This is a genomic window from Neisseria weaveri (assembly GCF_900638685.1).
GTDB lineage: Bacteria > Pseudomonadota > Gammaproteobacteria > Burkholderiales > Neisseriaceae > Neisseria > Neisseria weaveri.
Genome location: NZ_LR134533.1, coordinates 1,842,705 through 1,867,160, shown reverse-complemented (window position 1 = coordinate 1,867,160; position 24,456 = coordinate 1,842,705). Strand labels below are relative to the sequence as shown.

Annotated in this window: 25 protein-coding genes; 11 read left to right on the top strand and 14 right to left on the bottom strand. The window is 52.8% G+C overall.

Annotation, left to right across the window (positions count from 1 at the left end; all coding sequences use genetic code 11):
• Positions 1-150 precede the first annotated feature (150 nt).
• Entirely contained in the window at positions 151-759 is a 609-nt protein-coding gene (locus EL309_RS08970; RefSeq protein ID WP_004283652.1) for a CNP1-like family protein, read from the top strand.
• A gap of 64 nt (positions 760-823) precedes the next feature.
• Complete coding sequence (locus EL309_RS08965; RefSeq protein ID WP_193777282.1) at positions 824-1,585, top strand: sulfite exporter TauE/SafE family protein; 762 nt, start codon at positions 824-826, stop codon at positions 1,583-1,585.
• 188 nt (positions 1,586-1,773) lie between these two features.
• Here EL309_RS08965 and EL309_RS08960 read toward each other — a convergent pair whose 3' ends face one another.
• From EL309_RS08960 to EL309_RS08945, 4 genes are all read right to left on the bottom strand, one after another.
• On the bottom strand, positions 1,774-2,700 hold the full coding sequence (locus EL309_RS08960) for a peptidoglycan DD-metalloendopeptidase family protein (RefSeq protein WP_004283655.1): 927 nt from the start codon (positions 2,698-2,700) through the stop codon (positions 1,774-1,776).
• Positions 2,701-2,823: 123 nt separating this feature from the next.
• On the bottom strand, positions 2,824-3,453 hold the full coding sequence (locus EL309_RS08955) for a protein-L-isoaspartate O-methyltransferase family protein (RefSeq protein ID WP_004283656.1): 630 nt from the start codon (positions 3,451-3,453) through the stop codon (positions 2,824-2,826).
• On the bottom strand, positions 3,453-4,205 hold the full coding sequence (gene surE / locus EL309_RS08950) for a 5'/3'-nucleotidase SurE (RefSeq protein ID WP_004283657.1): 753 nt from the start codon (positions 4,203-4,205) through the stop codon (positions 3,453-3,455). Before surE ends, EL309_RS08955 begins: the two co-directional genes overlap by 1 nt.
• A 211-nt stretch (positions 4,206-4,416) precedes the next feature.
• Entirely contained in the window at positions 4,417-5,595 is a 1,179-nt protein-coding gene (locus tag EL309_RS08945; protein ID WP_004283658.1) for a polyamine ABC transporter substrate-binding protein, read from the bottom strand.
• A 351-nt stretch (positions 5,596-5,946) separates the two neighbouring features.
• Between EL309_RS08945 and EL309_RS08940 the strand changes: the two genes are divergently transcribed.
• From EL309_RS08940 to rbsK, 3 genes are all read left to right on the top strand, one after another.
• Positions 5,947-6,465: an RNA pyrophosphohydrolase gene (locus EL309_RS08940; RefSeq protein ID WP_004283660.1), complete on the top strand. Its 519-nt coding sequence runs from the start codon at positions 5,947-5,949 to the stop codon at positions 6,463-6,465.
• A 206-nt stretch (positions 6,466-6,671) separates the two neighbouring features.
• The gene (locus tag EL309_RS08935; protein WP_004283661.1) at positions 6,672-8,654 is read left to right on the top strand and encodes a DNA topoisomerase IV subunit B; all 1,983 of its coding nucleotides are present in this window, start codon (positions 6,672-6,674) and stop codon (positions 8,652-8,654) included.
• 63 nt (positions 8,655-8,717) lie between these two features.
• The gene (gene rbsK, locus EL309_RS08930) at positions 8,718-9,632 is read left to right on the top strand and encodes a ribokinase (protein WP_004283662.1); all 915 of its coding nucleotides are present in this window, start codon (positions 8,718-8,720) and stop codon (positions 9,630-9,632) included.
• 132 nt (positions 9,633-9,764) lie between these two features.
• On the opposite strand, the gene EL309_RS08925 is transcribed toward rbsK, so the two are convergent.
• From EL309_RS08925 to rnhA, 5 genes are all read right to left on the bottom strand, one after another.
• Positions 9,765-10,181 (bottom strand): ProQ/FINO family protein, encoded by a 417-nt coding sequence (locus EL309_RS08925; protein ID WP_004283663.1) that lies wholly within the window; start codon positions 10,179-10,181, stop codon positions 9,765-9,767.
• A gap of 189 nt (positions 10,182-10,370) precedes the next feature.
• Positions 10,371-11,465: a chorismate synthase gene (gene aroC / locus EL309_RS08920; protein ID WP_004283664.1), complete on the bottom strand. Its 1,095-nt coding sequence runs from the start codon at positions 11,463-11,465 to the stop codon at positions 10,371-10,373.
• A 305-nt stretch (positions 11,466-11,770) separates the two neighbouring features.
• The gene (locus EL309_RS08915; RefSeq protein ID WP_040669739.1) at positions 11,771-12,946 is read right to left on the bottom strand and encodes an LD-carboxypeptidase; all 1,176 of its coding nucleotides are present in this window, start codon (positions 12,944-12,946) and stop codon (positions 11,771-11,773) included.
• Positions 12,947-13,119: 173 nt separating this feature from the next.
• The gene (locus EL309_RS08910; RefSeq protein WP_193777285.1) at positions 13,120-13,533 is read right to left on the bottom strand and encodes an HIT family protein; all 414 of its coding nucleotides are present in this window, start codon (positions 13,531-13,533) and stop codon (positions 13,120-13,122) included.
• Positions 13,534-13,699: 166 nt separating this feature from the next.
• Positions 13,700-14,137: a ribonuclease HI gene (gene rnhA, locus EL309_RS08905; protein WP_004283667.1), complete on the bottom strand. Its 438-nt coding sequence runs from the start codon at positions 14,135-14,137 to the stop codon at positions 13,700-13,702.
• A 230-nt stretch (positions 14,138-14,367) separates the two neighbouring features.
• Here rnhA and hemB point away from each other — a divergent pair, with 230 nt between their 5' ends.
• Positions 14,368-15,372, top strand: a complete 1,005-nt coding sequence (gene hemB, locus EL309_RS08900) for a porphobilinogen synthase (RefSeq protein WP_004283669.1) — start codon at positions 14,368-14,370, stop codon at positions 15,370-15,372.
• Positions 15,373-15,486: 114 nt separating this feature from the next.
• The gene (locus EL309_RS08895; RefSeq protein ID WP_004283671.1) at positions 15,487-15,900 is read left to right on the top strand and encodes a hypothetical protein; all 414 of its coding nucleotides are present in this window, start codon (positions 15,487-15,489) and stop codon (positions 15,898-15,900) included.
• 126 nt (positions 15,901-16,026) lie between these two features.
• On the opposite strand, the gene EL309_RS08890 is transcribed toward EL309_RS08895, so the two are convergent.
• Positions 16,027-17,097, bottom strand: coding sequence for an AI-2E family transporter (locus EL309_RS08890; protein WP_004283673.1), 1,071 nt, complete (start codon positions 17,095-17,097; stop codon positions 16,027-16,029).
• Positions 17,098-17,309: 212 nt separating this feature from the next.
• Between EL309_RS08890 and purM the strand changes: the two genes are divergently transcribed.
• From purM to EL309_RS08865, 4 genes are all read left to right on the top strand, one after another.
• Positions 17,310-18,344, top strand: a complete 1,035-nt coding sequence (purM, locus tag EL309_RS08885; protein ID WP_004283675.1) for a phosphoribosylformylglycinamidine cyclo-ligase — start codon at positions 17,310-17,312, stop codon at positions 18,342-18,344.
• A gap of 83 nt (positions 18,345-18,427) precedes the next feature.
• Positions 18,428-18,664 (top strand): hypothetical protein, encoded by a 237-nt coding sequence (locus EL309_RS08880; RefSeq protein ID WP_004283676.1) that lies wholly within the window; start codon positions 18,428-18,430, stop codon positions 18,662-18,664.
• 253 nt (positions 18,665-18,917) lie between these two features.
• The gene (locus EL309_RS08870; protein ID WP_004283678.1) at positions 18,918-19,628 is read left to right on the top strand and encodes an S-methyl-5'-thioinosine phosphorylase; all 711 of its coding nucleotides are present in this window, start codon (positions 18,918-18,920) and stop codon (positions 19,626-19,628) included.
• A 102-nt stretch (positions 19,629-19,730) separates the two neighbouring features.
• On the top strand, positions 19,731-20,246 hold the full coding sequence (locus EL309_RS08865) for a hemerythrin domain-containing protein (RefSeq protein WP_004283679.1): 516 nt from the start codon (positions 19,731-19,733) through the stop codon (positions 20,244-20,246).
• A gap of 86 nt (positions 20,247-20,332) precedes the next feature.
• Here EL309_RS08865 and ispH read toward each other — a convergent pair whose 3' ends face one another.
• The 4 genes from ispH to galU all read right to left on the bottom strand — a co-directional run bounded on the left by ispH (position 20,333) and on the right by galU (position 24,433).
• Positions 20,333-21,268 (bottom strand): 4-hydroxy-3-methylbut-2-enyl diphosphate reductase, encoded by a 936-nt coding sequence (gene ispH, locus EL309_RS08860; RefSeq protein ID WP_004283681.1) that lies wholly within the window; start codon positions 21,266-21,268, stop codon positions 20,333-20,335.
• 70 nt (positions 21,269-21,338) lie between these two features.
• Positions 21,339-21,827 carry a signal peptidase II gene (gene lspA, locus EL309_RS08855; protein ID WP_004283682.1) on the bottom strand — a complete coding sequence of 163 codons (489 nt, stop codon included), beginning with the start codon at positions 21,825-21,827 and terminating at the stop codon, positions 21,339-21,341.
• A 235-nt stretch (positions 21,828-22,062) separates the two neighbouring features.
• A complete protein-coding gene (gene mpl / locus EL309_RS08850) occupies positions 22,063-23,448 on the bottom strand; it encodes a UDP-N-acetylmuramate:L-alanyl-gamma-D-glutamyl-meso-diaminopimelate ligase (protein WP_004283684.1) in 1,386 nt (461 codons plus the stop codon).
• Between the two features lie 112 nt (positions 23,449-23,560).
• On the bottom strand, positions 23,561-24,433 hold the full coding sequence (gene galU / locus EL309_RS08845; protein WP_004283685.1) for a UTP--glucose-1-phosphate uridylyltransferase GalU: 873 nt from the start codon (positions 24,431-24,433) through the stop codon (positions 23,561-23,563).
• Between the last annotated feature and the right edge of the window lie 23 nt (positions 24,434-24,456).

Genomic DNA, 24,456 nt, shown 5'->3' with positions numbered 1-24,456 from the left:
TCAGGTTTACAATGCTACAATAAACGACTGCCGTTTCCATACGGCAAATAAACTGATGCCCCAAGCAAACCGCCACGCTGCAACCCGGCAAATCCCTACGGCAACGCTTCGGCATAATCGGTTTATTTGCGACAACCAAGGAGTTTACGAATGCGCCGACTGACCCTGCCCGCCCTGCTTCTGCTTGCTGCCCTGCCCTTACAGGCACAAGCCGCACGCAACGATAAAGATACCGACATCAACACCCGTTATGTCGAAACCGAAGCGGAGCGTATCGGCCGCGGATTTCAAGAAACCGAGCTGCCTTTACCGGAATTTCCGGATTTGCAGAGCGGCAACTGGTTTACCGTCCACGTTGACAACAACTATTCCAAAACACCGAAAATCCTGATGGAAAGCATTACCCTTGCCCCAGACGGAACCATCCGCTATATCCTAAACAACCAGTCCAAACAAGGCCATGACAATCTCAGCGCGGAAGCCTTGTTCTGCTCAAGCAAAACTTCGTTGTTCGACTCCAAACAACGCTCGTCCTACAAAGTGTACGGCTACGGAGACACGGTCAACAAACGCTGGATTCCTTCACATAAAGCCGAATGGAAACCCATCGGTGCCATCTTAAATTCCGCCGACCCTTTACGCGGCGTACTGTACCGTGCGTTTTGCGAAGACGGTACACCCGGCAGCATTGAAAAAATCCACGAACGCCTGCATGAACGCGCAGGCCGCCGCGCTCCCGGAATCCGCACCGGCAAATAAGCACTGATTCTCTCAAGGCCGTCTGAAATTTCAGACGGCCGCAATCATTTTGAATAAGCCGATTATGGACGAACTTCTCTTTTTTCTGGTTTTGACCGGTTTTTTAGCCGGTCTGATGGACGCTGCCGTCGGCGGCGGCGGCCTGCTGCAGATTCCCGGATTGTTTAATTTTTTGCCCTCCCGGATCGCACCGGCCACCATTATGGGCATCAATAAATTCGCTTCGTTTTGCGGCACGTTTTCCGCCACCGGCCAATTTATCCGAAAAATCAGCGTTCCTTGGAAAATGCTGATTCCGGCCGCCATCTTGGCTTTTACCGCCTCTTATTCTGGTGCCAAACTGGTTGCCCATTTGCCGGTTGCCTATTTCAAACCGGCCATGCTGGTCATCATGCTGATTATGGTGGTGTACACGTTTCGTAAAAAAGATTTGGGACAAACCGTCCGCACTGCAGAACTGACCCGCAAAGAACTGCTGCTCGGCCTGTTTTTCGGCACGCTGATCGGTTTTTACGACGGCATTTTCGGTCCGGGAACCGGCAGCCTGCTGGCTTTTGTTTTCGTCCGCTTTTATGCCTACGATTTTCTTACCGCTACGGCGTCTGCTAAAGTCATCAACCTCACCACCAATCTTGCCGCCCTATCCTTTTTCGTTCCGCACGGCCACATTATCTGGCCTTACGCCTTGCCTCTCGCCGCCGCCAACCTTTGCGGCAGCCTGATCGGCGCACAATTGGCCATACGCGGCGGCAGCCGTTTTCTGCGTTACGCCTTTATAGCTCTGTTGTGCATCATTATCGGCAAATTCACTTGGGAATTAATCTAAACAAAACACGGTTTTACTTTTTCAATGTAACCGCCATACTTGCACAAGCGTTTCATTGCCGTTTTGCTTTTACTAACCGCATTCAAACCGTTATTTAAATTTATCCAAAACAATAAGGCCGTCTGAAATTTTTCAGACGGCCTTATGAATAAGACTAAAGCCTGAATGCAGATAACAGCACTGCAATCTTACAAAGGCAGGTATTCGTTCGGATTTACCGGCTTACCGACTTTGCGCAGCTCGAAACGCAGCTTCGCACGGTCGGCATCGCTACTGCCCATCAAAGCAACGGATTGGCCGCGTTTCACGGTTTGGCCGTCTTTAACCAGCAGTTTTTGGTTATGTCCGTAAGCAGTCAAATAAGTTTGGTTGTGTTGAACGATAACCAAATTGCCGTATTTGGGTACATAACCGGCATACACGACTTTACCGTCTGCCGCAGCCACCACTACCTGACCTTGCGAACCGGCAATATCAATACCTTTGTTATTGCCGCCGAATTTGGAAATCACCGGACCGGCAGTCGGACGTTGCCAAGTAATACCGGCGGCTTGTCGCGTTGCGCTCGGCACGCTTCCTGATGCCACAGGTGCGGCAGGCGCAGGCGCAACCGTCACAGGAGCGGAAACAACAGGGGCAGTTTTCACCGGAGCTGGGGCAGCCGGTGCGGATACTTTGGGCGCTTGAGCTACATAACCCGCAGGTTTAACACGCAAAACACGACCGATGGAAATATTGTTATCTGCCAAACCGTTCCAAGCACGCAAATCGTCTTGGCTGATTTGATAGCGTTTGGAAATATTGTAAACCGTATCGCCGCGGACAACGGTATGCGTTGCCGCATTGATGTCAACCGGCGCATAAGAAGGGATGTAAGTTCCGCCCGACGGTTGCGGTGCAGCAGGAGCAACATACGGTGCAGGTTCGGCCGCATTCGGTTGGTAAGGCGCGGCACCGTATGGATTTTGATGCATACCGGCAGACTGAGTAGACTCTGTTATCGAACCCGCCGTACCGGCAATCACTGGCGCAGCAGGCTGCTGAAGCCAAGAACACGCTCCCAACATTAAAACCATGGCTGCCGACGCTGTACGGAATGCTGTTTGTTTTAACATAATGAATTACCTTTGTTGTATTCGGTTTTTATTGTGTGGCCATAATCATAATCAAACTATGCTGTGCTCTCAAGTTTTTAGCTCATTTTTACGGACGCTTACAAGCACGGAAAGCATGATGATTCACCGTATCCGCTGCATTTTGTTTTCACGGTATCCCTGCGGACTTTTTTCAACCAGCCACCAATAAACTTCATTCTCTACCATAATCTGCGCTGCCAACCTGCCGCCGACGGCAAGCTGCTCCAGCAAAGCAACGGGAATTTCTTCAACAGCTTCATTCAGAATCATTCCGTCGAAAGGTGCTGCTTCCGGCAAGCCTTCTTCGATTTTTCCGCAAACCAAGCGCACTTTGGACGAAATTCCGGCGTGGCGCAGCGCATCTTTCGCCGTTTCATGCAACGCCCTTTCCGGTTCGATGCTGTAAAACTCGGGGATGTCCAACAGCTGCAATACGGCCGTCTGGTAACCGCTGCCCGTGCCCAATTCCAACACTCGCTTCAAACCGTGCGGAAAGCTGCCCAACAACAATTCGACACCGACCGCAGTTTGATACGGCGTCGGCAACATACGTCCGAAACCCAAAGGCAGAGCTTTGTCGCTGTAAGCATGAGTACGCAGGGCTTCTTCAACAAACCAATGCCGAGGCACATTCATCATCGCCGAGCAAACCGGCATACCGATTCCGGCTGCAGCCAATCTTTCCGCCATACGCCTGCCGCGGTTTTCAAAACCGGCCATCGGATTCGCCATCACACTTTTCCCTCCGGCCACAACGAAGCCACATCACCCATTCTGCCGTAATCTGTCAAATCGATCTGCAACGGCGTAATGGTAATATAACCGGCCTCGCACTCGGCAAAATCCGTACCTTTCTGCCTGTCGAGAACATCACCTGCCGGGCCGATCCAATACACTTCTTCGCCTCTCGGGTTTCTAGAAGGGACAATACTTTGCTGATGATGCCTACGCCCGAGCCGAGTCAGTTTGTATCCCTGAATATCTTCGGGGGCAACGGCCGGAATATTGATATTCCACAAAATCGGCTTGTCCAACGGCAGGCTCATCAAATGTTCCAAAATCATCCATGCCGCTTTTTCCGCCGTTTCCCAATGTCTGCCGCTGAAATCGTTTAAAGACAAAGCAATCGCCGGAATACCCAGCAAATAAGCTTCGGTTGCCGCCGCCACTGTACCGGAATACAGCGTATCGTCCCCCATATTCGCGCCGTTATTGATGCCCGACAACACCAAATCAGGCTTAAAATCAGGCAACGCATGCAGGCCGAGATGGATACAGTCGGTCGGCGTACCGCTGACATAATAAAAACCGTTTTCCGCCTGGCGGATACGCAACGGCCGATCTAAAGTCAGAGAATTGCTCACGCCGCTGCGGTCTCTTTCCGGGGCGACAACGCGCACATTCGCAAACTCCGAAGCCACTCGCGCCAAAATAGCAATGCCGGGTGCCAGATAGCCGTCGTCATTACAAATCAAAATATTCATAGCCTGTCCTTTTTGATACTGTGTTTATTGTATCGCAAATAAACTTAACTTTTACCGAGCTTTTTCCCGCCCTGTGAATCGTGCTTTCTGCAAATATCGTCAAAATATAAAAAAGCACCGCTTCGACAACGGTGCTTTTGATTTTATAAGCCGTCAGGCCGTCTGAAAACGGAATGCTTCTTTTTCAGACGGCCTCAGTGATTCAATAAACTTATTGACCGGCTTTCAAGCCTTGCCACAAGCGTACGCCCAACTTCACCGCATCCGGAGATTTAGGCAATACGACAAAGCTCTTGGCTTTCACTTCTTCGCTCGGGAAAATCGAATTGTCTTCGGCATAAGCCTTGTCCATCAATTTGCGTGCAGGTTCGCTTGCCGGCGCATAGGTTACGAAGTTGCCGTTTTTAGCCGCAATTTCAGGCGTCAGCGTGTGGTTGATGTATTTATGTGCATTGGCCACATTTTGGGAATCTTTCGGAATCATGAAAGAATCAATCCAAATACCTACGCCGGTAGAAGGCGTCAATACTTGCAGGTTCACACCGTTGCCCGCTTCTTTGGCACGGTTTTTAGCAATATTCAAATCGCCGCCGTAACCGATGGCCACACACAGATTACCGGCCGCCATATCGTCGATATAGCCTGAAGAGCTGAAGCGTTTTACGTCGGGACGGACTTTTTTCATCATCTCGACCGCTGCTTTCAAATCGTCCGGATTTTCGCTATTGGCGTCTTTACCGATGTAATTCAACGCCAAAGGAATCTGCTCGGTCGGGCTGTCGAAGAAGCTGATACCGCAAGATTTCAGCTTGTTGGTGTACTCCGGATTAAATACCAATTCCCACTCGTTGGCAGGCAGCTGGTCCGTACCCAAAGCTTTGGCCACTTGGTCTTTATTGATGGCCAATGTATTGATGCCCCAGAAATAAGGCACGGCATATTTGTTGCCCGGATCCACTTGCGCCATCAGGCTCAACAAATCGGCGGAGATATTGTTGTAGTTGGATATCTGGCTTTTATCGATTTCCTGATACGCACCGGCTTTAATTTGACGGCCGACATTGGCAATCGAAGGCGCGACCAAATCGTAACCGGATTTACCGGTCAGCACTTTGGCTTCCAATGTTTCGTTGCTGTCGTAATAGTCGTAACGTACTTTGACATTATTGGCCTTTTCAAATTCGGTTACCGTTTCGGGATCGACATAATCCGACCAATTATAAATATTCAGTTTGCCCGAATCCGACGGAGTGGCCGCTTGTTGTTCGGTACTTGCTGCTTGATTATCCGACGCTTTTTGCTCGTTTTGCACCTTGCCGGCGTTATCAGAACCGCCGCAAGCAGCCAAGAACAGGCTCATCAGCGCAGAAACCAACAGAGTTTTTTTCATTGTTTCGTTCCTTAAAAAAACATTCCCAAAATTGCAGCGGTAACAAGCCGCATACAACAAGTCCCGCCCAGCTTGGCGGGTAAGTGCAATTAAACGGTAAAAACCTTTCCTGTGCAAGACCTTAGCCGACAAAAACAAACATTTTTTAACCGAATTTTCCTAGTGGTTTCATCATAAACAATAAATTTTTCAGACGGCCTTTGAAAAACTGTTTCCAAATACCGCCAATACACATCTTTTTCAGCCGCACTGCAGACCAATCCGTTTTACACGCCGCCTTAGATGAATTTGTCAAACCCCCTGTAATTGTGGGAAAATCCGCAGATTCAATTTTTATTTACAGGGGGCTCCATGCTGGACCGAGAAGGCTACCGCCCCAATGTCGGTATTATCCTGACCAACGACCGTAACGAAGTATTTTGGGGCAAGCGCGTGCGCGAACATTCATGGCAGTTTCCTCAAGGCGGCATCAAGCCGGGCGAAAGCCCCGAAACCGCCATGTACCGCGAACTGCTGGAAGAAGTCGGCCTGCTGCCGCAACACGTCAAAATACTCGGCCGCACACGCGACTGGCTGCGTTACGACGTACCGACTCATTGGGTTCGCCGAGAATGGCGCGGTTCCTACCGCGGCCAAAAACAAATCTGGTATCTGCTGCGTTTGACCGGCCGAGACAGCGACGTGCACCTGCGCGCCACCAGCCACCCGGAATTCGACGGTTGGCGCTGGAACCAATATTGGGCGCCGATAGAAGAAGTGATCGATTTCAAACGCGGCGTTTACGAAGGTGCATTGAGCGAGCTTTCCCGCTTTTTGCGCGGTTTGGAAACACTGGAAGAATTTACCCGCCGCCAACTGGAATTGAAATAATCCCAATCCATTTGAGGCCGTCTGAAAATTCAGACGGCCTCGAATTATTTATTCTTGCCCATATCCGGCAGACTTTTCCGCCGCCGTCTGAAACCCCGTTTAAATCATGTTAAAATCCCGCCCGACTGCAAGATTTTCTTATTTTTCAGACGGCCTGCCGCAAGAAGCCGTCTGAAACCGCTTAAACATTTGACTGCGTAACCCTCATGACCACACCCCAATACAGCGAATCCAGTATCACCGTCCTCAAAGGCTTGGAGCCGGTAAAAGAACGGCCGGGCATGTACACCCGCACCGACAGCCCAACCCACATCTGCCAAGAAGTCATCGACAACGCCGCCGACGAAGCGCTCGGCGGTTTTGCCGATGAAATCAAAGTGGAAATCCATGAAGACGGCTCGCTTTCCGTGCGCGACAACGGGCGCGGCATTCCGGTGGGGCTGCATCCGGTGGAAGGTTTGCCGGTGGTGGAGCTGGTGTTCACGCAGCTTCATGCTGGCGGCAAGTTCAACAAGAAAGACGGCGGCAGCGCGTATGCCTTTTCAGGCGGCCTGCACGGGGTGGGCGTGTCGGTAACCAACGCGCTTTCCAAACGCCTCGAAGTGACCGTGAAGCGCGAAGGCAAAATCCACCGTATCGTGTTTGCGGGCGGCGCGGTGGTGGAGCCGTTGGCCGAGGTCGGCAAATGCGCGGTGAAAGACAGCGGCACCGAAGTGCGCGTGTGGCCGGACGGCAAATATTTTGAAAGCCCGCAATACAGCATCGCCGAACTCGAACGCCTGTTGCGCGCCAAAGCGGTGTTGCTGCCGGGCGTTACCGTGTCGCTCATCCGCCCCGTCAAAGGCCAGCCCGAGCCGCACGTGCAGACGTGGCATTACCCCAACGGCCTGAAAAGCTATCTGCTCGACTTAATCAGCGAGGCGCAGGAAGCCGTGCCGGTGTTCGCTTCGGAAAACTATCTTTCAGACGGCCACGACAGCGATTTCAGCGCGGGCGAAGGGGCAGCGTTTGCGCTCACTTGGCTGGAAGAAGGTTCGTGCAACAGCGAAAGCTATGTGAACCTGATTCCCACCCCGCTTGGCGGCACGCACGAAGCAGGCTTGCGGCAGGCGGTGTTCCAAGCGGTCAACAACTTCATCAACCACCATAACCTGCTGCCGCGCGGCGTGAAAGTACAGAGCGACGACGTGTTCAGCCGCGTGGCATTCGTGTTGTCCGCCCGCGTGCTCGACCCGCAATTCCAAGGCCAAACCAAAGACAAGCTCACCAACCGCGACGCGCTCAAACTCGTCGCCGCCGTGTCGGGCGACCCGCTGGAATTGTGGCTCAACCAAAACGTCGAAGCCGGTAAAAAAATCGCCGAACTCGCCATCAAGCAGGCGCAGGCGCGGATGCGTTCGGTGAAGAAAATCGAAAAGAAAAAAGGCAGCGGCGTGGCCGTGCTGCCCGGCAAGCTCACCGATTGCGAAAGCGAAGACATCCGCGAAAACGAACTCTTCTTAGTGGAGGGCGATTCGGCGGGCGGTTCGGCCAAACTCGCGCGCGACAAAGCCACCCAAGCCATTTTGCCCTTGCGCGGCAAAGTGTTGAACAGCTTTGAAGTGCATCAAGACCAACTGTTCGGCAATGCCGAAATCCACGACATCGCCGTCGCCATCGGCGTTGACCCGCACGGCGCGAACGACACCCCCGATTTAAGCGGCCTGCGTTACGGCAAAATCGCCATCCTCTCCGATGCCGACGTGGACGGCTCGCACATCCAAGTGCTACTGCTTACCCTGTTTTACCGCCACTTCCCCAAACTGGTTTCAGACGGCCATATTTATGTTGCCCAACCGCCGCTGTTTCGCGTGGACGTAAACGCCCAAGGCAAAAGCAAACCCGCGCGCAAATTCTACGCGCTCGATCAGGGCGAGTTGGACGGCATTTTGGAGCGCCTGCAAAAAGAAGGCGTGAAAGAAACCGCCTATTCCATCAGCCGCTTCAAAGGCTTGGGCGAGATGAACCCCGACCAGCTCAAAGACACCACCATGCACCCCGACACCCGCCGCCTGTTGCAGGTGCAGATTCCCGAAACGGCTCACGAACAAACCCACAGCATCTTTGTCAAATTGATGGGCAAAGGCGAAGCCGCCAGCCGCCGCGCGTGGATGGAAGCCGAGGGCGACAAAGCCGATTTGGATATTTAACCAACATGAAGGCCGTCTGAAAAATACACTGTTTTTTCAGACGGCCTCTTACAGGAAAACCTCATGAACCAACCGCGTATTACCGTTATCGGCAGTATTAATATGGATTTGGTGACTTCCGCGCCGCGCTTTCCCCAAGTCGGTGAAACCCTGCTCGGAACAGACTTCCGGCAATTCATGGGCGGCAAAGGGGCAAATCAGGCCGTTGCCGCCGCCCGCTTGGGCGCACAGGTAGATTTGGTCGGCGCAGTGGGCGATGATGCGTTTGGCCGCGAACTTTCAGACGGCCTCGTTCAAGAAAACGTAAACACCGACGGTGTTGCCACCGTATCAGGCCGACCGACCGGCATGGCGAATATCACGGTAGCCGAAGGCGACAATCATATTATCGTCGTATCCGGCGCCAATTTCGCCGTCACACCCGAACACATCCGCCAAGAAGCACAACGGATTATCGAAGCCGATATTGTAATGGCACAACTGGAAACACCTTTGGATGCCGTAATCGAAGCCGCCAAAACCGCCAAACAGCACGGCAAGCCTTTTATCCTCAATCCGGCTCCGGCACAAAAACTGCCGCAGGAATTGTTGGAATTAGTTACCGTGTTAACCCCCAACGCTTACGAATTGGCCATTAGCTTGGGCTTATCGGCAGAGATGCCGCCTGAAGAATTAATCCGTCACAGCCCCTGCCCCGTCGTAATGACGCTGGGCGCGGAAGGCGCATTGTTCAGCGACGGCAAAGGCGGACTGCACCGCCAAGCCAGCTTTAAAGTTACGCCTGTCGATACCACCGGCGCAGGCGACACGTTTAATGCCGCCCTTGCCCGTTATTGGCATTTGGGTTTGCAGGAAGCAGTTAAGCTGGCTTGTGCCGCAGCCGCCATTTCGGTAACCCAAGCCGGCGCACAAAGCGGCATGCCGTCTGAAAAAACATTACGGCAGTTTCTTGCAGAACAAACCGAAAACGCAAATTAAACAAAGCCGTATCTTTTGCGGCAGTTAATGCAAATATTAACCGCCGCAAAATTCCATCACACCAAAAACAAAACGACCTTTGCAATCAAAGGTCGTTTTACTGTTTGTCTTAGTCTGTCAGCAAGCCGCGGCTTATTCAGCAGCCGATTCTTCCTGTTTGGCCGCCGCTTCTTTAGCAGCTTGACGCTCGGCTTTCTCGGCCAAGTCTTTCTGAACCACAGGATGCTGCATTGCAACCGCCTGCTCTTCCTGGCTGACTTCGCCTTTGAAACGGTTGTTCAAATCAAAGCGTTTACCGCCACGGGCCAAAGCTTTCAAATAACGCGGACGGCGGCAATGCGCTGCCAAAACACGGGTAATCAGCTCTGGCGAAAACTGCGGCAGAGCGGCAATCAAATCTTGGTCGATGCCGACTGCAAGCGGTTTGAACCGTTTGAACACATCGTATTTATTGTAGATGTGTTCTGCAATCATCTCAGTTTGTTTGGTTTTGCTCATGGTCTGCACTGCAGATTTTAATGCAGCACCCAAAGCGGTTTCTTGTGTCATCTTTCTAATCCTGTATTGAAACAAATCCGCACACACCTGCTGTACGGAGATTCAGGAGGGCATTTTAGTATAAAGTCTGTATTTTGGCTAAATGTTTCTGCGCCAACGGCATACAAATCGGTACAACCGTCTTTATTACGCCAAACAGGCCGTCTGAAAAATTTTAAGACGGCCTGAATCGATTTAAGTTCAACGGCGGGCGATATCGGGCGTGCTCACGCTCACATCGGCATTTTGGGCGCGGTGGCGCAGGGCATGGTCGATCAGCACCAGTGCGAGCATGGCCTCGGCAATCGGGGCGGCGCGCAGGCCGACGCAGGGGTCGTGGCGGCCGTGGGTGGCGAGTTCGACGGGATTGCCTTCGATGTCGATTGAGCGGCGCGGGGTGGCGATGCTGCTGGTGGGCTTGACGGCGATGTTGACGGCAATATCTTGGCCGGTGCTGATGCCGCCCAAGATGCCGCCGGCGTGGTTGGACAAGAAGCCTTCGGGGGTCAGCTCGTCGCCGTGTTCGCTGCCGCGTTGGGTGATGCAGCCGAAGCCTGCGCCGATTTCCACGCCTTTGACGGCGTTAATCGACATCATGGCGTGGGCGATGTCGGCATCCAGCCGGTCGAATACGGGTTCGCCCAAGCCGACGGGTACGTTGCGGGCTTCGACGGCGAGTTTGGCGCCGACGGAATCCAGCGATTTGCGCACGCTGTCCATATAGTTTTCCAACCCGGCTATTTGGCTTTGGTTGGCGGCGAAAAAGGGATTGTTGCCGATGTGTTCGTAGCCTTCGAAGGCGATGGTTTTTTCGCCCACTTGGGTCACGTAGGCGGTGATTTCGGTGCCGAACTTTTCTTTCAGCCATTTTTTGGCAATCGCTCCGGCGGCAACGCGGGCGGCGGTTTCGCGGGCGGAGCTGCGGCCGCCTCCGCGGTAGTCGCGGATGCCGTATTTGTGCCAATAGGTGTAGTCGGCGTGGCCGGGGCGGAATTGCCGGGCGATGTTGCCGTAGTCTTTACTGCGTTGGTCGGTGTTGCGGATGAACAGGGCAATCGGCGTGCCGGTGGTTCGGCCTTCAAACACGCCGGAGAGGATTTCCACTTCGTCGGCCTCGCGCCGTTGGGTAACGTGGCGGCTGGTGCCGGGTTTGCGGCGGTCGAGGTCGGTTTGGATGTCGGCGGCGCTTAATGAAAGCCCGGGCGGGCAGCCGTCGATGATGCAGCCTAATGCGGGGCCGTGGCTTTCGCCGAAAGTGGTTACGGTGAAGAGTTGTCCGAAAGAGTTGCCTGCCATAATCTGTATCGTTGCGGTGTAGTAATAATGCGGGCAAGTTTAGCATAAAGGCCGTCTGAAAAAACAGGCTTGGCACAGAAGATTCAACCCGGCCGGGCATGAAAATACGGGCCGTGCTGCGCCCTATTCCGGCAGACTTGGTATTTATCGGCTGTTTTGCGCGGCTTAAGGTTGGAATTATGGTTATTTTTCAGACGGCCTCATGATCATCACAATAAGCCGAATCCGTCGTATTTTGCCTATCGAATCAGCCTGAAATCAAAAGGCCGCCTGAATTTTCAGACGGCCTGTTCGTATCGGAAACATTATTCGCTGACATTGTCTTCCATGATAAAGCTGTTTACATCAAATGCCGGCGGCGGCAGCAAGCTGTCGAGATTCAGGCTGGCGGCATTTAAAGTCGGGTAGCCGCTAAAAGTTACCGAGTATCCGCCGTCGCTATTGCTTCGGATTGCGGCGTGTGCGCCGAGCGGGAAAGTGGCTTTGTTGGCAATATGGCCAAACGGGAAGCCGGTTAGCACGGGTACTTTGGCAACGCGCTGGATAATGTTGGTAACGGCACTGAAATCATAGCTGCTGTCATACACGTCTCTGATATTGCCCATGCGGAAATCGCCGAACACAATGGCGCGCTGTTTCGACAACACGCCCGACAAATACAGCGTTTGCAGCATACGTTCGATACGGTAAGGCTGTTCGCTGACATCCTCCAAAAACAGGATGCCGCCGTCGATATCCGGCATATACGGCGTACCTGCCAGCGAAGCCAGCACGCTTAAATTACCGCCCCACAACGTGCCCTCCGCATTCACGCTGCGGCGTTGGATTTCGGCTACGGTAATGGTGTTGCTTGCCGAAGTGGTGCCGCGGATAAACGAATCCATCGTGTACACACTGGGTACGGGTTTGCCGAACTCGCTATACACCATCGGACCGGCAAAACTCGTCATGCCGCTTTTTGCCAACAGGCCGAGCTGAATGGCGCATACGTCGCTGAAACCGAAAAAGAGCGTTCCGTGTTCGCGCATACGCGCCCCCAGCGATGCCAGATCGATATGGGGCAGCAAACGTGCCGCGCCATATCCGCCGCGCAAGCCCATCAAGACTTTGGGCGTTTTCACCTTACCCGAAGCCACATCCTGAAAATCGGCAATACGTTGGGCATCGTTGCCTGCAAAACGCTGGAAACGGCGGTAGCCTGCTTCTTGGTTGCTGATGCTGAAACCGGCCTGATACAGGCGGCTGATACCGGCTTCGGTACGTGCGGCGTTATCGGCAAAGCCGGACGGCGCGACAATACGCAGCATATTGTCGCCTGAATGTTGGGTTCTTTTTTCGGGTTTCACGGTGCGGGCTTTCGCTGATACTTTCGGACGGACGGTCTGAGACGGCTGGCTGCTTCCGCAGGCTTGCAGCAAACCGGCTCCGGTAACGGCTGCAGCCGCGCGTAAAAAGCTTCGGCGTGAGGATTGCCAAGACATAATCGCGGGTTCTTTCTGTTTATTTGCACGCAAAACAACGGCATGGTTACAGCAGTGCCGATATATTTTTAGATATTGAATCCGCCGGTTTGCGCTTGTGGGTTTGACGTTTTATGCCGTGAAGCCGCCACAGACGGCAAATAACGGCATGATTTTTTCAGACGGCCTTTTTTTCAGACGGCCTCAAGCAAGCGTTTTACCTGCAAAGGCCAATCCTCGGGCAACGCCATCGCGTGCGCTCTTTGCGCCGGCGCCCAAATCGGTGCCGGAAAATTGGCATCGTTGTCGAAACGCGCCACCACATGCCAATGCAGGTGCGGCACAACGTTGCCGAGACTGGCCAAATTGATTTTGGCAGGTGCAAATACGCGGCGCATGGCCGATTCCACACGGTAGACCATGTCCATCAATTCGTTACGCTCATGCGGCGGCAGGTCGGTCATTTCGGCAACGTGCTTCTGCCAGATAACGCGGCAAAATGCAGGCGCGTTGGCTTCGTTGTGCACGGCAATCACGCGCAAGGTATCGGTTTGCAGCAGAACATCTTCGTCCGCCGCTTCACAAATGGGGCAAGGCTTGTTCACTATCGTATCCTGATATCGGCATTTACGTTAAAGCTGCGCCGAATGGCGGAGCGTGGGTATTTTAATACATCAGGCCGTCTGAAAAACCGTTCAGACGGCCTTTTAACTTAACTTTATCATCAACGGCCAAACCGTCCCAACCGGCGGTTTGGATTTTCAGACGGCCTCTTCAACCGAATTGCGCCGCGCCTTGATTGGCCAAAGCGTCCGCCCTTTCGTTTTCGGCATGGCCGGCGTGGCCTTTCACCCACACCCAATCGACTTGGTGAAGCGCAACCAATTCATCGAGCCGCTTCCACAAATCATCGTTTTTCACCGGCTTTTTGGCGGCCGTTTTCCAGCCGTTTTTCTTCCAGCCGTGAATCCAGCTTTCCATACCGTTTTTGACATACTGGGAATCCGTGTAAACCGCAACGCGGCACGGCCGTTTCAATGCTTCCAGCCCGGAAATCACCGCCGTCAGCTCCATGCGGTTGTTGGTGGTTTCCGCTTCACCGCCGAACAGCTCTTTTTCATGGCTGCCGTAGCGCATCAACACGCCCCAGCCTCCCGCTCCGGGATTGCCTTTGCATGCACCGTCGGTAAACAGAAAAACGGTTTTGTCCATATCGTTCCTTTTCTTTACGGAGCAGAATCATACCACAGCGTACCGCCGTCTTCTAAAAGGCCGTCTGAACAAAAGCCGCCCCGATCAATCCAAAATAACGCATTGTCGCCCTTTCCGTCTGCCGGAAAACGGCAAATATATTAAGACGGATTCGGCGATATTTTGTCTTAACCGCTGCTTCGGCGTACAATCGCTGTCTGACTGCAACTTGTTTTCCGGAAAGGTGTTTTATGAATTTTCCTCCACGCCGTATGCCCGTTACCCGTATGCGCCGTATGCGCAAAGACGACTTCTCGCGCCGTTTGATGCGCGAGCATACCCTGACTGCCGACGATTTGATTTATCCCGTTTTCGTTTTGGAAGGCAGCAATCAGGAAGAAGCCGTCGCCTCCATGCCGGGCGTAAAACGCCAAAGTCTGGACAAGCTACTCTACACCGCCGAAGAAGCCGTTTCTTTGGGTATTCCCATGCTGGCGCTGTTCCCGGTGATCACCCGCAACAAAACCGAAGGCGCGGAAGAAGCCTACAATCCCGAAGGTCTCGTCCCCACCGCCGTACGCGAGCTGCGTAAACGCTTTCCCGAATTGGGCATCATGACCGATGTTGCCCTCGATCCCTATACCGTTCACGGCCAAGACGGCCTCATCGACGGCAGCGGTTACGTCATCAACGACGAGACCATCGAAGTACTGTTAAAACAGGCCTTATGCCATGCCGAAGCAGGCGCACAGGTTGTCGCCCCTTCCGATATGATGGACGGCCGTATCGGCGCCATCCGTCATGCTTTGGAAAACGCCGGCCATATCCATACGCGCATTATGGCGTATTCCGCCAAATACGCTTCTGCATTTTACGGCCCGTTCCGCGATGCGGTCGGCAGTTCCGGCAACTTGGGTAAAGCCGACAAAAAAACCTACCAAATGGATCCGGCCAACTCCGACGAAGCTCTGCACGAAGTGGCTCTCGATATTCAGGAGGGCGCGGATATGGTCATGGTTAAACCCGGTTTGCCTTACTTGGACGTTATCCGCCGCGTGAAAGACGAATTCGGCTTACCGACTTATGCTTATCAGGTTTCCGGCGAATACGCCATGCTGCAGGCAGCCATTCAAAACGGCTGGCTTGACGGCGGAAAAGTTATTTTGGAAAGCCTGCTGGCATTCAAACGCGCAGGCTCAGACGGTATCTTGACCTATTACGCAATCGAAGCGGCCAAACAGCTGAAAAACCGCTGAATTTTGCAACATTCAGCCCGATAGGCCGTCTGAAACAGCAGCTGTTTGTTTTTTTTATTTACCACTCCGCTATCTGCCCACTTGGCTGCCGTAGCGGTTTAAAAAGGATTCGATATGTTTAAACGCCCCGAAGAAATCATTTTGGCCGTGCTCGCCGGCCTGTGGGTTATTCTCACCTACCTTGCCGCCAACTATTTGGGAATGCCGATGGAAAGCAAACTGACCGTTACCGGCTTCACGCTGCTTTGGGCAATAGTCTGCTTTATGCTGTGGCAACGCAACCTCAACTGCGCCGTTTGGCCGTTTTTCTTCGGCGCACTCGTCGCCTGCTGGTGGCCTTATCTCGACTGGCTGGCCGTACGCGACATCACCGCCCTTTCCGCCAACGACACCATCGTTATCGCCAAACCCTGGTATGCCACCTGGACGTTTAAAGGTATTGCCGCCGCCATTCCCGTTGTCATCGGCTATCTGGTGAAATGGAAACGCTACCGTGCGCGCAAACAGATTTTTCCGTCACAACTGTAATCAAGCGTTCTAACAGTATCCGATTAGGCGTGATACGGAAGTTAAACCAACCACCGCCTGTCCAAATCAAGAGGCCGTCTGAAATTTTCAGACGGCCTCTTACCTGACATTATTGAAAATACTTGTTTATTTATGCCGATAGAAACGGCTCAGGAAATACACGTCCGCCCCTTCGCGCAACAACACCAGCGTGACCGCCGCCAACGGCAAGCCGATCAACATGCCCACAAACCCCATCAGCTGACCGAACGCCATCAACGAGAAAATCACCCAGAAAGGCGAAAGTCCGATACGGTCGCCCACAATCTTCGGCGTGATGAAGAAGCTCTCCAAAAACTGCCCCACACCGAACACCGCCCACACCATCAGCAAACCCTGCCACGAGCCAAACTGAAGCAAAGCCGCCAACGTAGCCAGCAGCAGGCCGGTAAACGCGCCCAAATACGGCACGAACACCAAAATACCGGCAATCATACCGATGGCAAAGCCCGAATCCAAACCGGTGAGCATCAGCCCTACGCCGTAAATCAGCCCCATAATCAGCATAACCACCAACTGGCCGCGTAAAAACTCGCCCAATACCCTGTCCATATTGCCGCTGATGCGCAAATAGTTGTCCAAGAAACGTCTCGGCACAAAAGCACGGATACCCAGCGACCAGCGTTGCCAATCCAACAAGAAGTAATACAGCAGGAAAGGCAGCAACAGCATATTGCTGACACCCGCCAAAATATTGCCGCTCTGTCTCATCAACGTCGGCGCCCAACGCTGCAGGGCATTACTCAATTCGCCCGTATTCGACTGCAGCCAGTCGGTCAGCGTCTGCATATTGATTTGCACGCTGTCTCCCGCCCATTCGTTCATCCAAGGCAGCAGCTTGTTTTGGATGAAATAGACAATCTGCGGCAGACGCATCACCAAATTATTAAACTGGTTAATCAGCATCGGTACGATAATCAGCACCAACGCAAACAGCAAAAGCAGGGTCGACACCATCACCAGCATCGCACCCGGCCCGCGTTTAATGCCTTTGGCACGTAATTTTTCCACCAACGGGTTCAAAATATACGCCAGCACCGCAGCCACAATAAAAGGCGTCAAAATATTGCTCAGCGCAAACACCAGCCAAACCAAAGCCGCCAGCACCAGCCCCACCAATATCCACGGCTTTACGCCGCGCATTTTCTTCTGATACATAATCCAAATATCCCGTAATCAGGCAATCGGCAAATTCCGAAAAGCCCTAAGCATACCATCTTGAAATACAAACCAGGCATTTTCCCACATAAATTTATGCCGTCTGAAATTATTTAACAAATGCAGACAAACAGCAGTCAAAATCAGGTAAAATACGCACAAATTTTTCCTTATCTTGTCCACAATCTTACTTCATTGGGAAAGCCACAAACATGAGCGAATCTCTGAGCTACCGCGACGCAGGCGTAGATATCGACGCAGGCGACCAACTCGTTGAAAACATCAAACCTTTTGCCAAACGCACCATGCGCCCCGAAGTATTGGGCGATTTAGGCGGCTTCGGCGCACTGGTGGAAATCGGCAAAAAATACCAAAACCCCGTGCTCGTTTCCGGCACCGACGGCGTGGGCACCAAACTGAAACTGGCTTTCGACTGGGACAAACACGACACCGTCGGCATCGACCTCGTGGCCATGAGCGTGAACGACATTCTGGTACAAGGCGCAGAACCGCTGTTTTTCCTCGACTACTTCGCCTGCGGCAAACTCGATGTCGCCCGCGCTACCGACGTGATTAAAGGCATCGCCCAAGGCTGCGAAGAATCCGGCTGCGCCCTCATCGGCGGCGAAACCGCCGAAATGCCCGGCATGTATCCCGAAGGCGAATACGACTTGGCCGGCTTCGCCGTGGGCGTGGTGGAAAAAGACCAAGTCATCAACGGCCGCAGCATCGTGCCCGGCGACATCGTGCTGGGCTTGGCTTCCAACGGCGCACATTCCAACGGCTATTCATTAGTACGCAAAATCATCGAGCGCGACCAGCCCGATTTGGACGCACCGTTCGACGGCAACAAAACCCTGCGCCAAGCCATCATCGCCCCCACCCGCTTATATGTAAAACCGATTCTTGCCGCATTGAAACAATTCACCATCAAAGGCATGGCGCACATCACTGGCGGCGGCATCACCGAAAACGTACCGCGCGTGCTGCCCGAAAACACCGTTGCCCAAATCGACGCCAACGCATGGGAAATGCCCAAGCTGTTCCAATGGCTGCAACAAGCGGGCAACGTGGCACAACAGGAAATGTACCGCACCTTCAACTGCGGCATCGGCATGGTGGTCATCATCGCCAAAGAAGATGCCGACGCGGTGCAGAAATTCTTGGCCGAACAAGGCGAAACCGTTTACCGCTTAGGCGAAATCCGCGCGCGCAACGGCGACGAGCACCAAACCCAAGTGGCCTAACATCAGGTTTACTTCATTAAACAGAGGCCGTCTGAAAACACATTTTCAGACGGCCTTCCCTTCAAATCAAAGCATTTAAACCCATGAACATCATCGAAAAACAGGCCTTAAAATTCATCCTCAAACACACGCAGGAAACGCATCAGCAGGAAATGTCCGACTACGTTCAAACCCATTGGGCACGCTACCGCGCAGGCGAAATCAATCTGCAGGAAGCCAAAACGCTGGCCAAACAAGCCCGCCCGATGCTGAAGCCCGAAAGCGTGGCCGAGCTGACCGAGTTTGTGAAAAAATGGGGAAAACGCTTAAATCTCAAATAACATTCATTGTGAGGCCGTCTGAATTTTTCGGCCTTATTCTATTTTGCAGCCGAATTTCAAAACCCCGGCATGATATTCGAGGCATACGTCAGCAATACGGTAACCGCTACCGCCGCCACAATCCAGCCGGCCCCGGCTGATTCTGCATTTTCATTTAACGGCATTTGTCCGCGCCGTATTACTTTCCGACATACCGAACCGCCGCCAAATCCATTACAATAAACCCACTTTATTTTCCCGACACGGAGCAAACATGATTGCCGTTATCGGCGGCAGCGGCCTGACCCGCCTGCCCGAACTCAGCATTACCCACCGCCAAATCGTCCGCACGCCCTACGGCGAGCCCAGCACACCGTTATTGTTCGGCCGTCTCGGCAGCCAAGATATCGTTTTTCTCGCCCGACACGGCTTCAACCACACACTTGCGCCGCACGAAATCAACTACCGCGCCAATATTTGGGCGCTGCATTCCGCCGGTGCGGAAAACATTATTTCCATTTCATCCGTTGCCGGACTGCACGAAGGCTGCCCGGCCGGCGCATTGGTGGTGCCCGATGATTTAATCGACTACACCAACCGCCCTTCCACCTTTTTCGAAGGCCCGAATCAAGCGGTTGTCCATACCGATTTTTCCTACCCTTACGACAACAGCCTGCGCCAAACCCTGCTGCAACACGCCGCAGGGCATGATACCCACATCATCAGCAATGCCGTGTACGGCTGCATTCAAGGACCGCGCTGGCCGACCCGTGCCGAAGTCAGCCGCTACCGTAACGACGGCGTAGACATCATCGGCATGTCCGGCATGCCCGAAGCCATTTTGGCACGCGAAATCGGCCTGCCCTATATTCACCTTTGCGGCATCATCGGCTTGGCCTGCACCAACGGCAATATGCCCGACCCATGCCGGCACGAATCCAATCAGGCATTGGACACCATACGCAAGCTGCTGGTCGATTTATAATTAACCCCTAACCTGCCTCAAAACCAAACGGAGGCCGTCTGAAATTTTGACCCAACCCGTTTTTGCTACCCAATAATCCGACAGATAAAACAGGATATTCACATGGACTTATTCGACAACCGCAGCGTTACCTTCGCCGAGCCGATCGAAATGCTGTATGCCTGCCACGGAAAAGTGCGCCGCTTTTGCGGACAAGTCGCCCTGCTTTCCCAATATATTGAAGACAACGGCTGCAACGACATCGTTATCCAAACCGTCCGGCAAATCAGCCAATACTTCAATATCGCTGCCCCGCTGCACCACCAAGACGAAGAAGACGACCTGTTCCCCCTGCTGCTGCAATATGCGCCGCAAGCCCGCACCGACATCGATACGCTGCTCGGCCAGCACGAAACGCTGCACGAAAGCTGGCGGCAGCTGTCCCATGAATTTACCCTGATGCAAAGCAACTCCGAATACCGCCCGAATCCGCAGGTATTGCAAAATTTCACCGACGGCTACCATGCCCATCTGCAAATCGAAGAACCCTTGTTTGAACTGGCCAAACAGCATATTCCGCCGGAAAAACTCGCAGAAATCGGTCAACGCATGGCCGCAAGGCGCATACCGTCAGCATAAATCAAGGCCGTCTGAAAATTCAGACGGCCTTCCCATTTTCAGACGGCATGATTTGATACGCCGCAGATCAGCCCGGCTTCACACTTTTATTTACGCAATGCTTTAGGCAGCACGAAAACAATGCTCTCTTCTACGCCTTCACCTTCGCAAACGGTATCGTGTCCCCAGCTTTGAATGGCTGACACCACTTCCTGCACCAATACTTCGGGCGCGGAAGCCCCGGCGGTTACGCCGACTTTGCGCTTACCCTCAAACCACTCCGGTTTGAGGTATCCGGCGTTGTCGACCATATACGAATCAATACCGCGCTGCGCCGCTACTTCGCGCAAACGGTTGCTGTTCGAGCTGTTAGGCGAACCGACTACAATCACGATATCACACTCCGACGCCAAAGTTTTTACCGCTTCTTGACGGTTGGTGGTCGCATAGCAGATATCTTCCTTATGCGGACTGCGGATATTGGGAAAACGCGCCCGCAAGGCTTCGATAATGTCTTTGGTTTCATCTACCGACAAAGTCGTTTGGCTGACGTGCGACAGCTTATCCGGATTGCGCACTTCCAAACCGGCAACATCATCTACGGTTTCCACCAGCAGCATCGTACCTTCAGGCAGCTGCCCCATCGTCCCTTCCACTTCAGGGTGTCCCTTATGGCCGATCATAATAATCTGATAGCCCTGCTCATCCAAGCGCGCCACTTCTTTATGCACTTTTGTCACCAACGGACAAGTTGCGTCAAACACACGGAAACCGCGCGCCTCGGCTTCATCCTGAACCGCTTTGGATACGCCGTGCGCCGAATAAATCAAGGTCGCACCTTCGGGCACATCCGCCAAATCTTCGATAAACACCGCACCTTTATCGCGCAGGTTGTCCACCACGAATTTATTGTGCACGACTTCATGGCGCACATAAATCGGCGCACCGAATTCTTCCAGTGCCCGCTCTACAATGCTGATGGCTCTGTCCACGCCGGCGCAGAATCCGCGCGGATTGGCTAAAAGAATGGTTTTTTCCGTCATTTTTTATCCTGACAGGCCGTCTGAAAATTTCAGACGGCCTCAAATTTGATCTTCCGCACAAGCAGGCCGCTTATGCCTTGTTCTTTTTATGCTTGAAGCTGTCGATAACCAGCAATACCGCTCCGACACAAATAAAGCTGTCGGCCATATTAAAAGCCGGGTAATACCAGTTTTGCCAATAAACCAACAGAAAATCAACAACATGTCCGTGCAGCAAACGGTCGATTACATTGCCGAATGCACCGCCGATAATCATGGCCGCGCCGTATTTACCCCAAATACCGAAATCGTTTTTAACAATGGCGCGTGCCAAATAAGTGCAGATCACTACCGCCAAACCCAAAAAGAAGAATTTCTGCCAACCGCCCGCATCCGCCAGAAAGCTGAACGCCGCCCCGGTGTTAAACAGTAAAGTCAAATCAAAAAAGCCGGGAATAACATTCAAACGCTCGGCAAACTCAAAGCGGTCCAAAACGGCAAATTTGGTGATTTGATCCAAAACAATGGCCGCCGCTGCCAGCAGCCAATATTTCATGTTGGAAGTTTTTTCAATAGTCATAAATATCAATAGCGGTTTCAATACAGACCGCATTTTACCTGAATCGCTCCGAAGATAGCCAATCAAATTAATTTTAATATCAGACCGGCTGCTGCTTCTGCAAATGAAATATCGATTTTTTACAGCACCCGTTCATTAACAAGGCCGTCTGAATTTTCAGACGGCCTTGCATAAATAAAGTCAGCCGATACGGTTAACGGCAAAAACAGGAAAGCTGATAGGAAAAAGCCGAAACTCAGGCATTTTCCTTTAAAGCGGCCAACAATTTATCGTGAATACCACCGAAACCGCCGTTACTCATCACCAAAATATGATCCCCTGCCTGCGCCTGCCGCACAATTTCCGCCACAAATGTCTCAAACTCTTTGCCGGTATAGAGTTTTCCGCCCAAAGGCGACAAGGCTTCGGCCACATCCCAATCGACACCGCCCGCATAGCAGTAAACCCGATCGGCCTCCTGCAAGCTCTGCGGCAAAGCCGCTTTCATGGTACCCAACTTCATGGTGTTCGATCGCGGCTCCAATACCGCCAAAATTCTTGCTTTGCCGACTTTCTGGCGTAAACCGGCAACCGTCGTCGCAATTGCCGTCGGATGGTGGGCAAAATCATCGTAAACCGTAATACCGTTCACCGTACCTTTGGTTTCCATACGGCGTTTTACATTTTTAAATACCGACAAGGCTTCACAGGCCGTCTGAACATCGACACCGGCATGACGCGCGGCTGCAATCACGGCCAAAGCATTCATGCGGTTGTGCTCGCCGATAATCTCCCAGCCTACATGACCGGCTTTATTGCCGTTCAAATACACATCAAACGAACCGTCGGCAAAAACTTCGCCGATTTTCCAACCCGATTCGCAACCGAAGCGCTCGACAGGCGTCCAGCAGCCTTTCTCCAAAGTCACTTCCAAATTCCGTTCGGCACCGTTGCTGACAATCAAACCCTCCGAAGGCACGGTACGCACCAAATGATGGAACTGGGTTTGAATGGCGGCCAAGTCGGCAAAAATATCGGCATGGTCGAATTCCAAGTTGTTCAATACCGCCGTACGCGGACGGTAATGGACGAATTTGCTGCGCTTATCGAAAAATGCCGTATCGTATTCGTCGGCTTCGATAACGAAAAACGGCGATGTCGAATCCGGATCTTGACGCGGTGTTTGCGGCAACCGCGCGGAAACATTGAAATTTTGCGGTACACCGCCGATCAGGAAGCCCGGCGCCAAGCCTGCATATTCCAACACCCATGCCAGCATGGAAGCCGTTGTGGTTTTACCGTGCGTTCCGGCCACCGCCAAAACCCAATGTTTGTGCAAAACATTTTCCGCCAGCCATTGCGGTCCCGACGTATAGGGCAGTCCGCGGTTCAACACCGCTTCCACCACGTCCATTCCGCGCTTGGCGACATTACCGATTACATACACATCCGCCGGATATTGTTCCAGCTGCGCCGCATCGAAACCTTCATGCACATCGATACCCAAAGCCTCAAGCTGCGTACTCATAGGCGGATACATCTTGGCATCGCAGCCGCTGACGGTAAATCCTGCTTCTTTGGCAATGGCCGCCACGCCGCCCATAAATGTGCCGCCGATTCCGATGATATGGATATGTTTCATAATCTGTTGGATTTCAAAATTAAAGAAAAGCGATTATAGCCCAATACGTTGTTTGCAGAAACAAAAGGCCGTCTGAAATTCAGACGGCCTTTTAAGGTTTAATTGGCCTGTATCAGGCATTTTCGGCATAACGCTTCAACAACTTGCGGAACGCCTCGCCGGTTTCCGGGTGTTTTAAGCCATAAGCCAATGTTGCCTCCAAATAGCCGATTTTGCTGCCACAGTCATAACGTTTGCCTTCGAAAGCATGCGCCAGCACAAACTCGTGATCCAGCAGGCGGGCAATGCCGTCGGTAAGCTGGATTTCGTTGCCCGCACCGCGCGGCAGGTTGGTGAGCAAATCGAAAATACGCGGCGTGAGAATGTAGCGTCCGACCACGGCCAGATTGGAAGGAGCCTCTTCGGGCTTCGGTTTTTCAACGATATTGGTAATGCGGGTATAGTTTTTCAGATTTTCGATTTCAACGATGCCGTATGAACCGGTCTGCGACGGATCGACGGTTTCTACGCCCAAAACGCTGTTGCCGGTTTGGTTGTAGATATCCACCATCTGCTTCAACGCGCCTTGCGGTGCGTCGATCAAGTCGTCGGCCAGAATTACGGCAAACGGGTTGTCGCCGACGGCGGCTTTGGCACACAGCACGGCGTGCCCCAAACCCAATGCTTCGGCTTGGCGGATATACAGGCAGGTAATACCGGACGGCAGAATGTCCCGCACATGGGCCAATAATTTTTCTTTGTTTCGGTGTTCCAGCTCGGTTTCCAGCTCATAAGCCTTATCGAAGTGGTCTTCGATGCTGCGTTTGTTGCGGCCGGTTACGAACACCATTTCGGTGCAACCTGCAGCCACGGCTTCTTCTACGGCATATTGGATCAGCGGTTTGTCGACGATCGGCAGCATTTCTTTCGGGCTGGCTTTAGTGGCGGGTAAGAAACGGGTGCCCATGCCGGCCACGGGAAATACGGCTTTCTTAATCGGTTTCATTCCATTCTCCTAAAATTCTGCTT

Excerpts from the sequence above, each read along its gene's own strand:
- EL309_RS08880 (WP_004283676.1), top strand. The coding sequence starts at position 18,428 with ATGAACATCATCGAAAAACAGGCCTTAAAATTCATCCTCAAACACACG.
- EL309_RS08865 (WP_004283679.1), top strand. The coding sequence starts at position 19,731 with ATGGACTTATTCGACAACCGCAGCGTTACCTTCGCCGAGCCGATCGAA.
- hemB (WP_004283669.1), top strand. The coding sequence starts at position 14,368 with ATGAATTTTCCTCCACGCCGTATGCCCGTTACCCGTATGCGCCGTATG.
- EL309_RS08895 (WP_004283671.1), top strand. The coding sequence starts at position 15,487 with ATGTTTAAACGCCCCGAAGAAATCATTTTGGCCGTGCTCGCCGGCCTG.
- EL309_RS08870 (WP_004283678.1), top strand. The coding sequence starts at position 18,918 with ATGATTGCCGTTATCGGCGGCAGCGGCCTGACCCGCCTGCCCGAACTC.
- EL309_RS08940 (WP_004283660.1), top strand. The coding sequence starts at position 5,947 with ATGCTGGACCGAGAAGGCTACCGCCCCAATGTCGGTATTATCCTGACC.
- EL309_RS08915 (WP_040669739.1), bottom strand. The coding sequence starts at position 12,946 with ATGTCTTGGCAATCCTCACGCCGAAGCTTTTTACGCGCGGCTGCAGCC.
- EL309_RS08965 (WP_193777282.1), top strand. The coding sequence starts at position 824 with ATGGACGAACTTCTCTTTTTTCTGGTTTTGACCGGTTTTTTAGCCGGT.
- mpl (WP_004283684.1), bottom strand. The coding sequence starts at position 23,448 with ATGAAACATATCCATATCATCGGAATCGGCGGCACATTTATGGGCGGC.
- EL309_RS08935 (WP_004283661.1), top strand. The coding sequence starts at position 6,672 with ATGACCACACCCCAATACAGCGAATCCAGTATCACCGTCCTCAAAGGC.
- aroC (WP_004283664.1), bottom strand. The coding sequence starts at position 11,465 with ATGGCAGGCAACTCTTTCGGACAACTCTTCACCGTAACCACTTTCGGC.
- rnhA (WP_004283667.1), bottom strand. The coding sequence starts at position 14,137 with ATGGACAAAACCGTTTTTCTGTTTACCGACGGTGCATGCAAAGGCAAT.
- galU (WP_004283685.1), bottom strand. The coding sequence starts at position 24,433 with ATGAAACCGATTAAGAAAGCCGTATTTCCCGTGGCCGGCATGGGCACC.
- EL309_RS08955 (WP_004283656.1), bottom strand. The coding sequence starts at position 3,453 with ATGGCGAATCCGATGGCCGGTTTTGAAAACCGCGGCAGGCGTATGGCG.
- EL309_RS08945 (WP_004283658.1), bottom strand. The coding sequence starts at position 5,595 with ATGAAAAAAACTCTGTTGGTTTCTGCGCTGATGAGCCTGTTCTTGGCT.
- EL309_RS08925 (WP_004283663.1), bottom strand. The coding sequence starts at position 10,181 with ATGACACAAGAAACCGCTTTGGGTGCTGCATTAAAATCTGCAGTGCAG.
- surE (WP_004283657.1), bottom strand. The coding sequence starts at position 4,205 with ATGAATATTTTGATTTGTAATGACGACGGCTATCTGGCACCCGGCATT.
- EL309_RS08970 (WP_004283652.1), top strand. The coding sequence starts at position 151 with ATGCGCCGACTGACCCTGCCCGCCCTGCTTCTGCTTGCTGCCCTGCCC.
- EL309_RS08960 (WP_004283655.1), bottom strand. The coding sequence starts at position 2,700 with ATGTTAAAACAAACAGCATTCCGTACAGCGTCGGCAGCCATGGTTTTA.
- lspA (WP_004283682.1), bottom strand. The coding sequence starts at position 21,827 with ATGACTATTGAAAAAACTTCCAACATGAAATATTGGCTGCTGGCAGCG.
- purM (WP_004283675.1), top strand. The coding sequence starts at position 17,310 with ATGAGCGAATCTCTGAGCTACCGCGACGCAGGCGTAGATATCGACGCA.
- EL309_RS08890 (WP_004283673.1), bottom strand. The coding sequence starts at position 17,097 with ATGTATCAGAAGAAAATGCGCGGCGTAAAGCCGTGGATATTGGTGGGG.
- ispH (WP_004283681.1), bottom strand. The coding sequence starts at position 21,268 with ATGACGGAAAAAACCATTCTTTTAGCCAATCCGCGCGGATTCTGCGCC.
- rbsK (WP_004283662.1), top strand. The coding sequence starts at position 8,718 with ATGAACCAACCGCGTATTACCGTTATCGGCAGTATTAATATGGATTTG.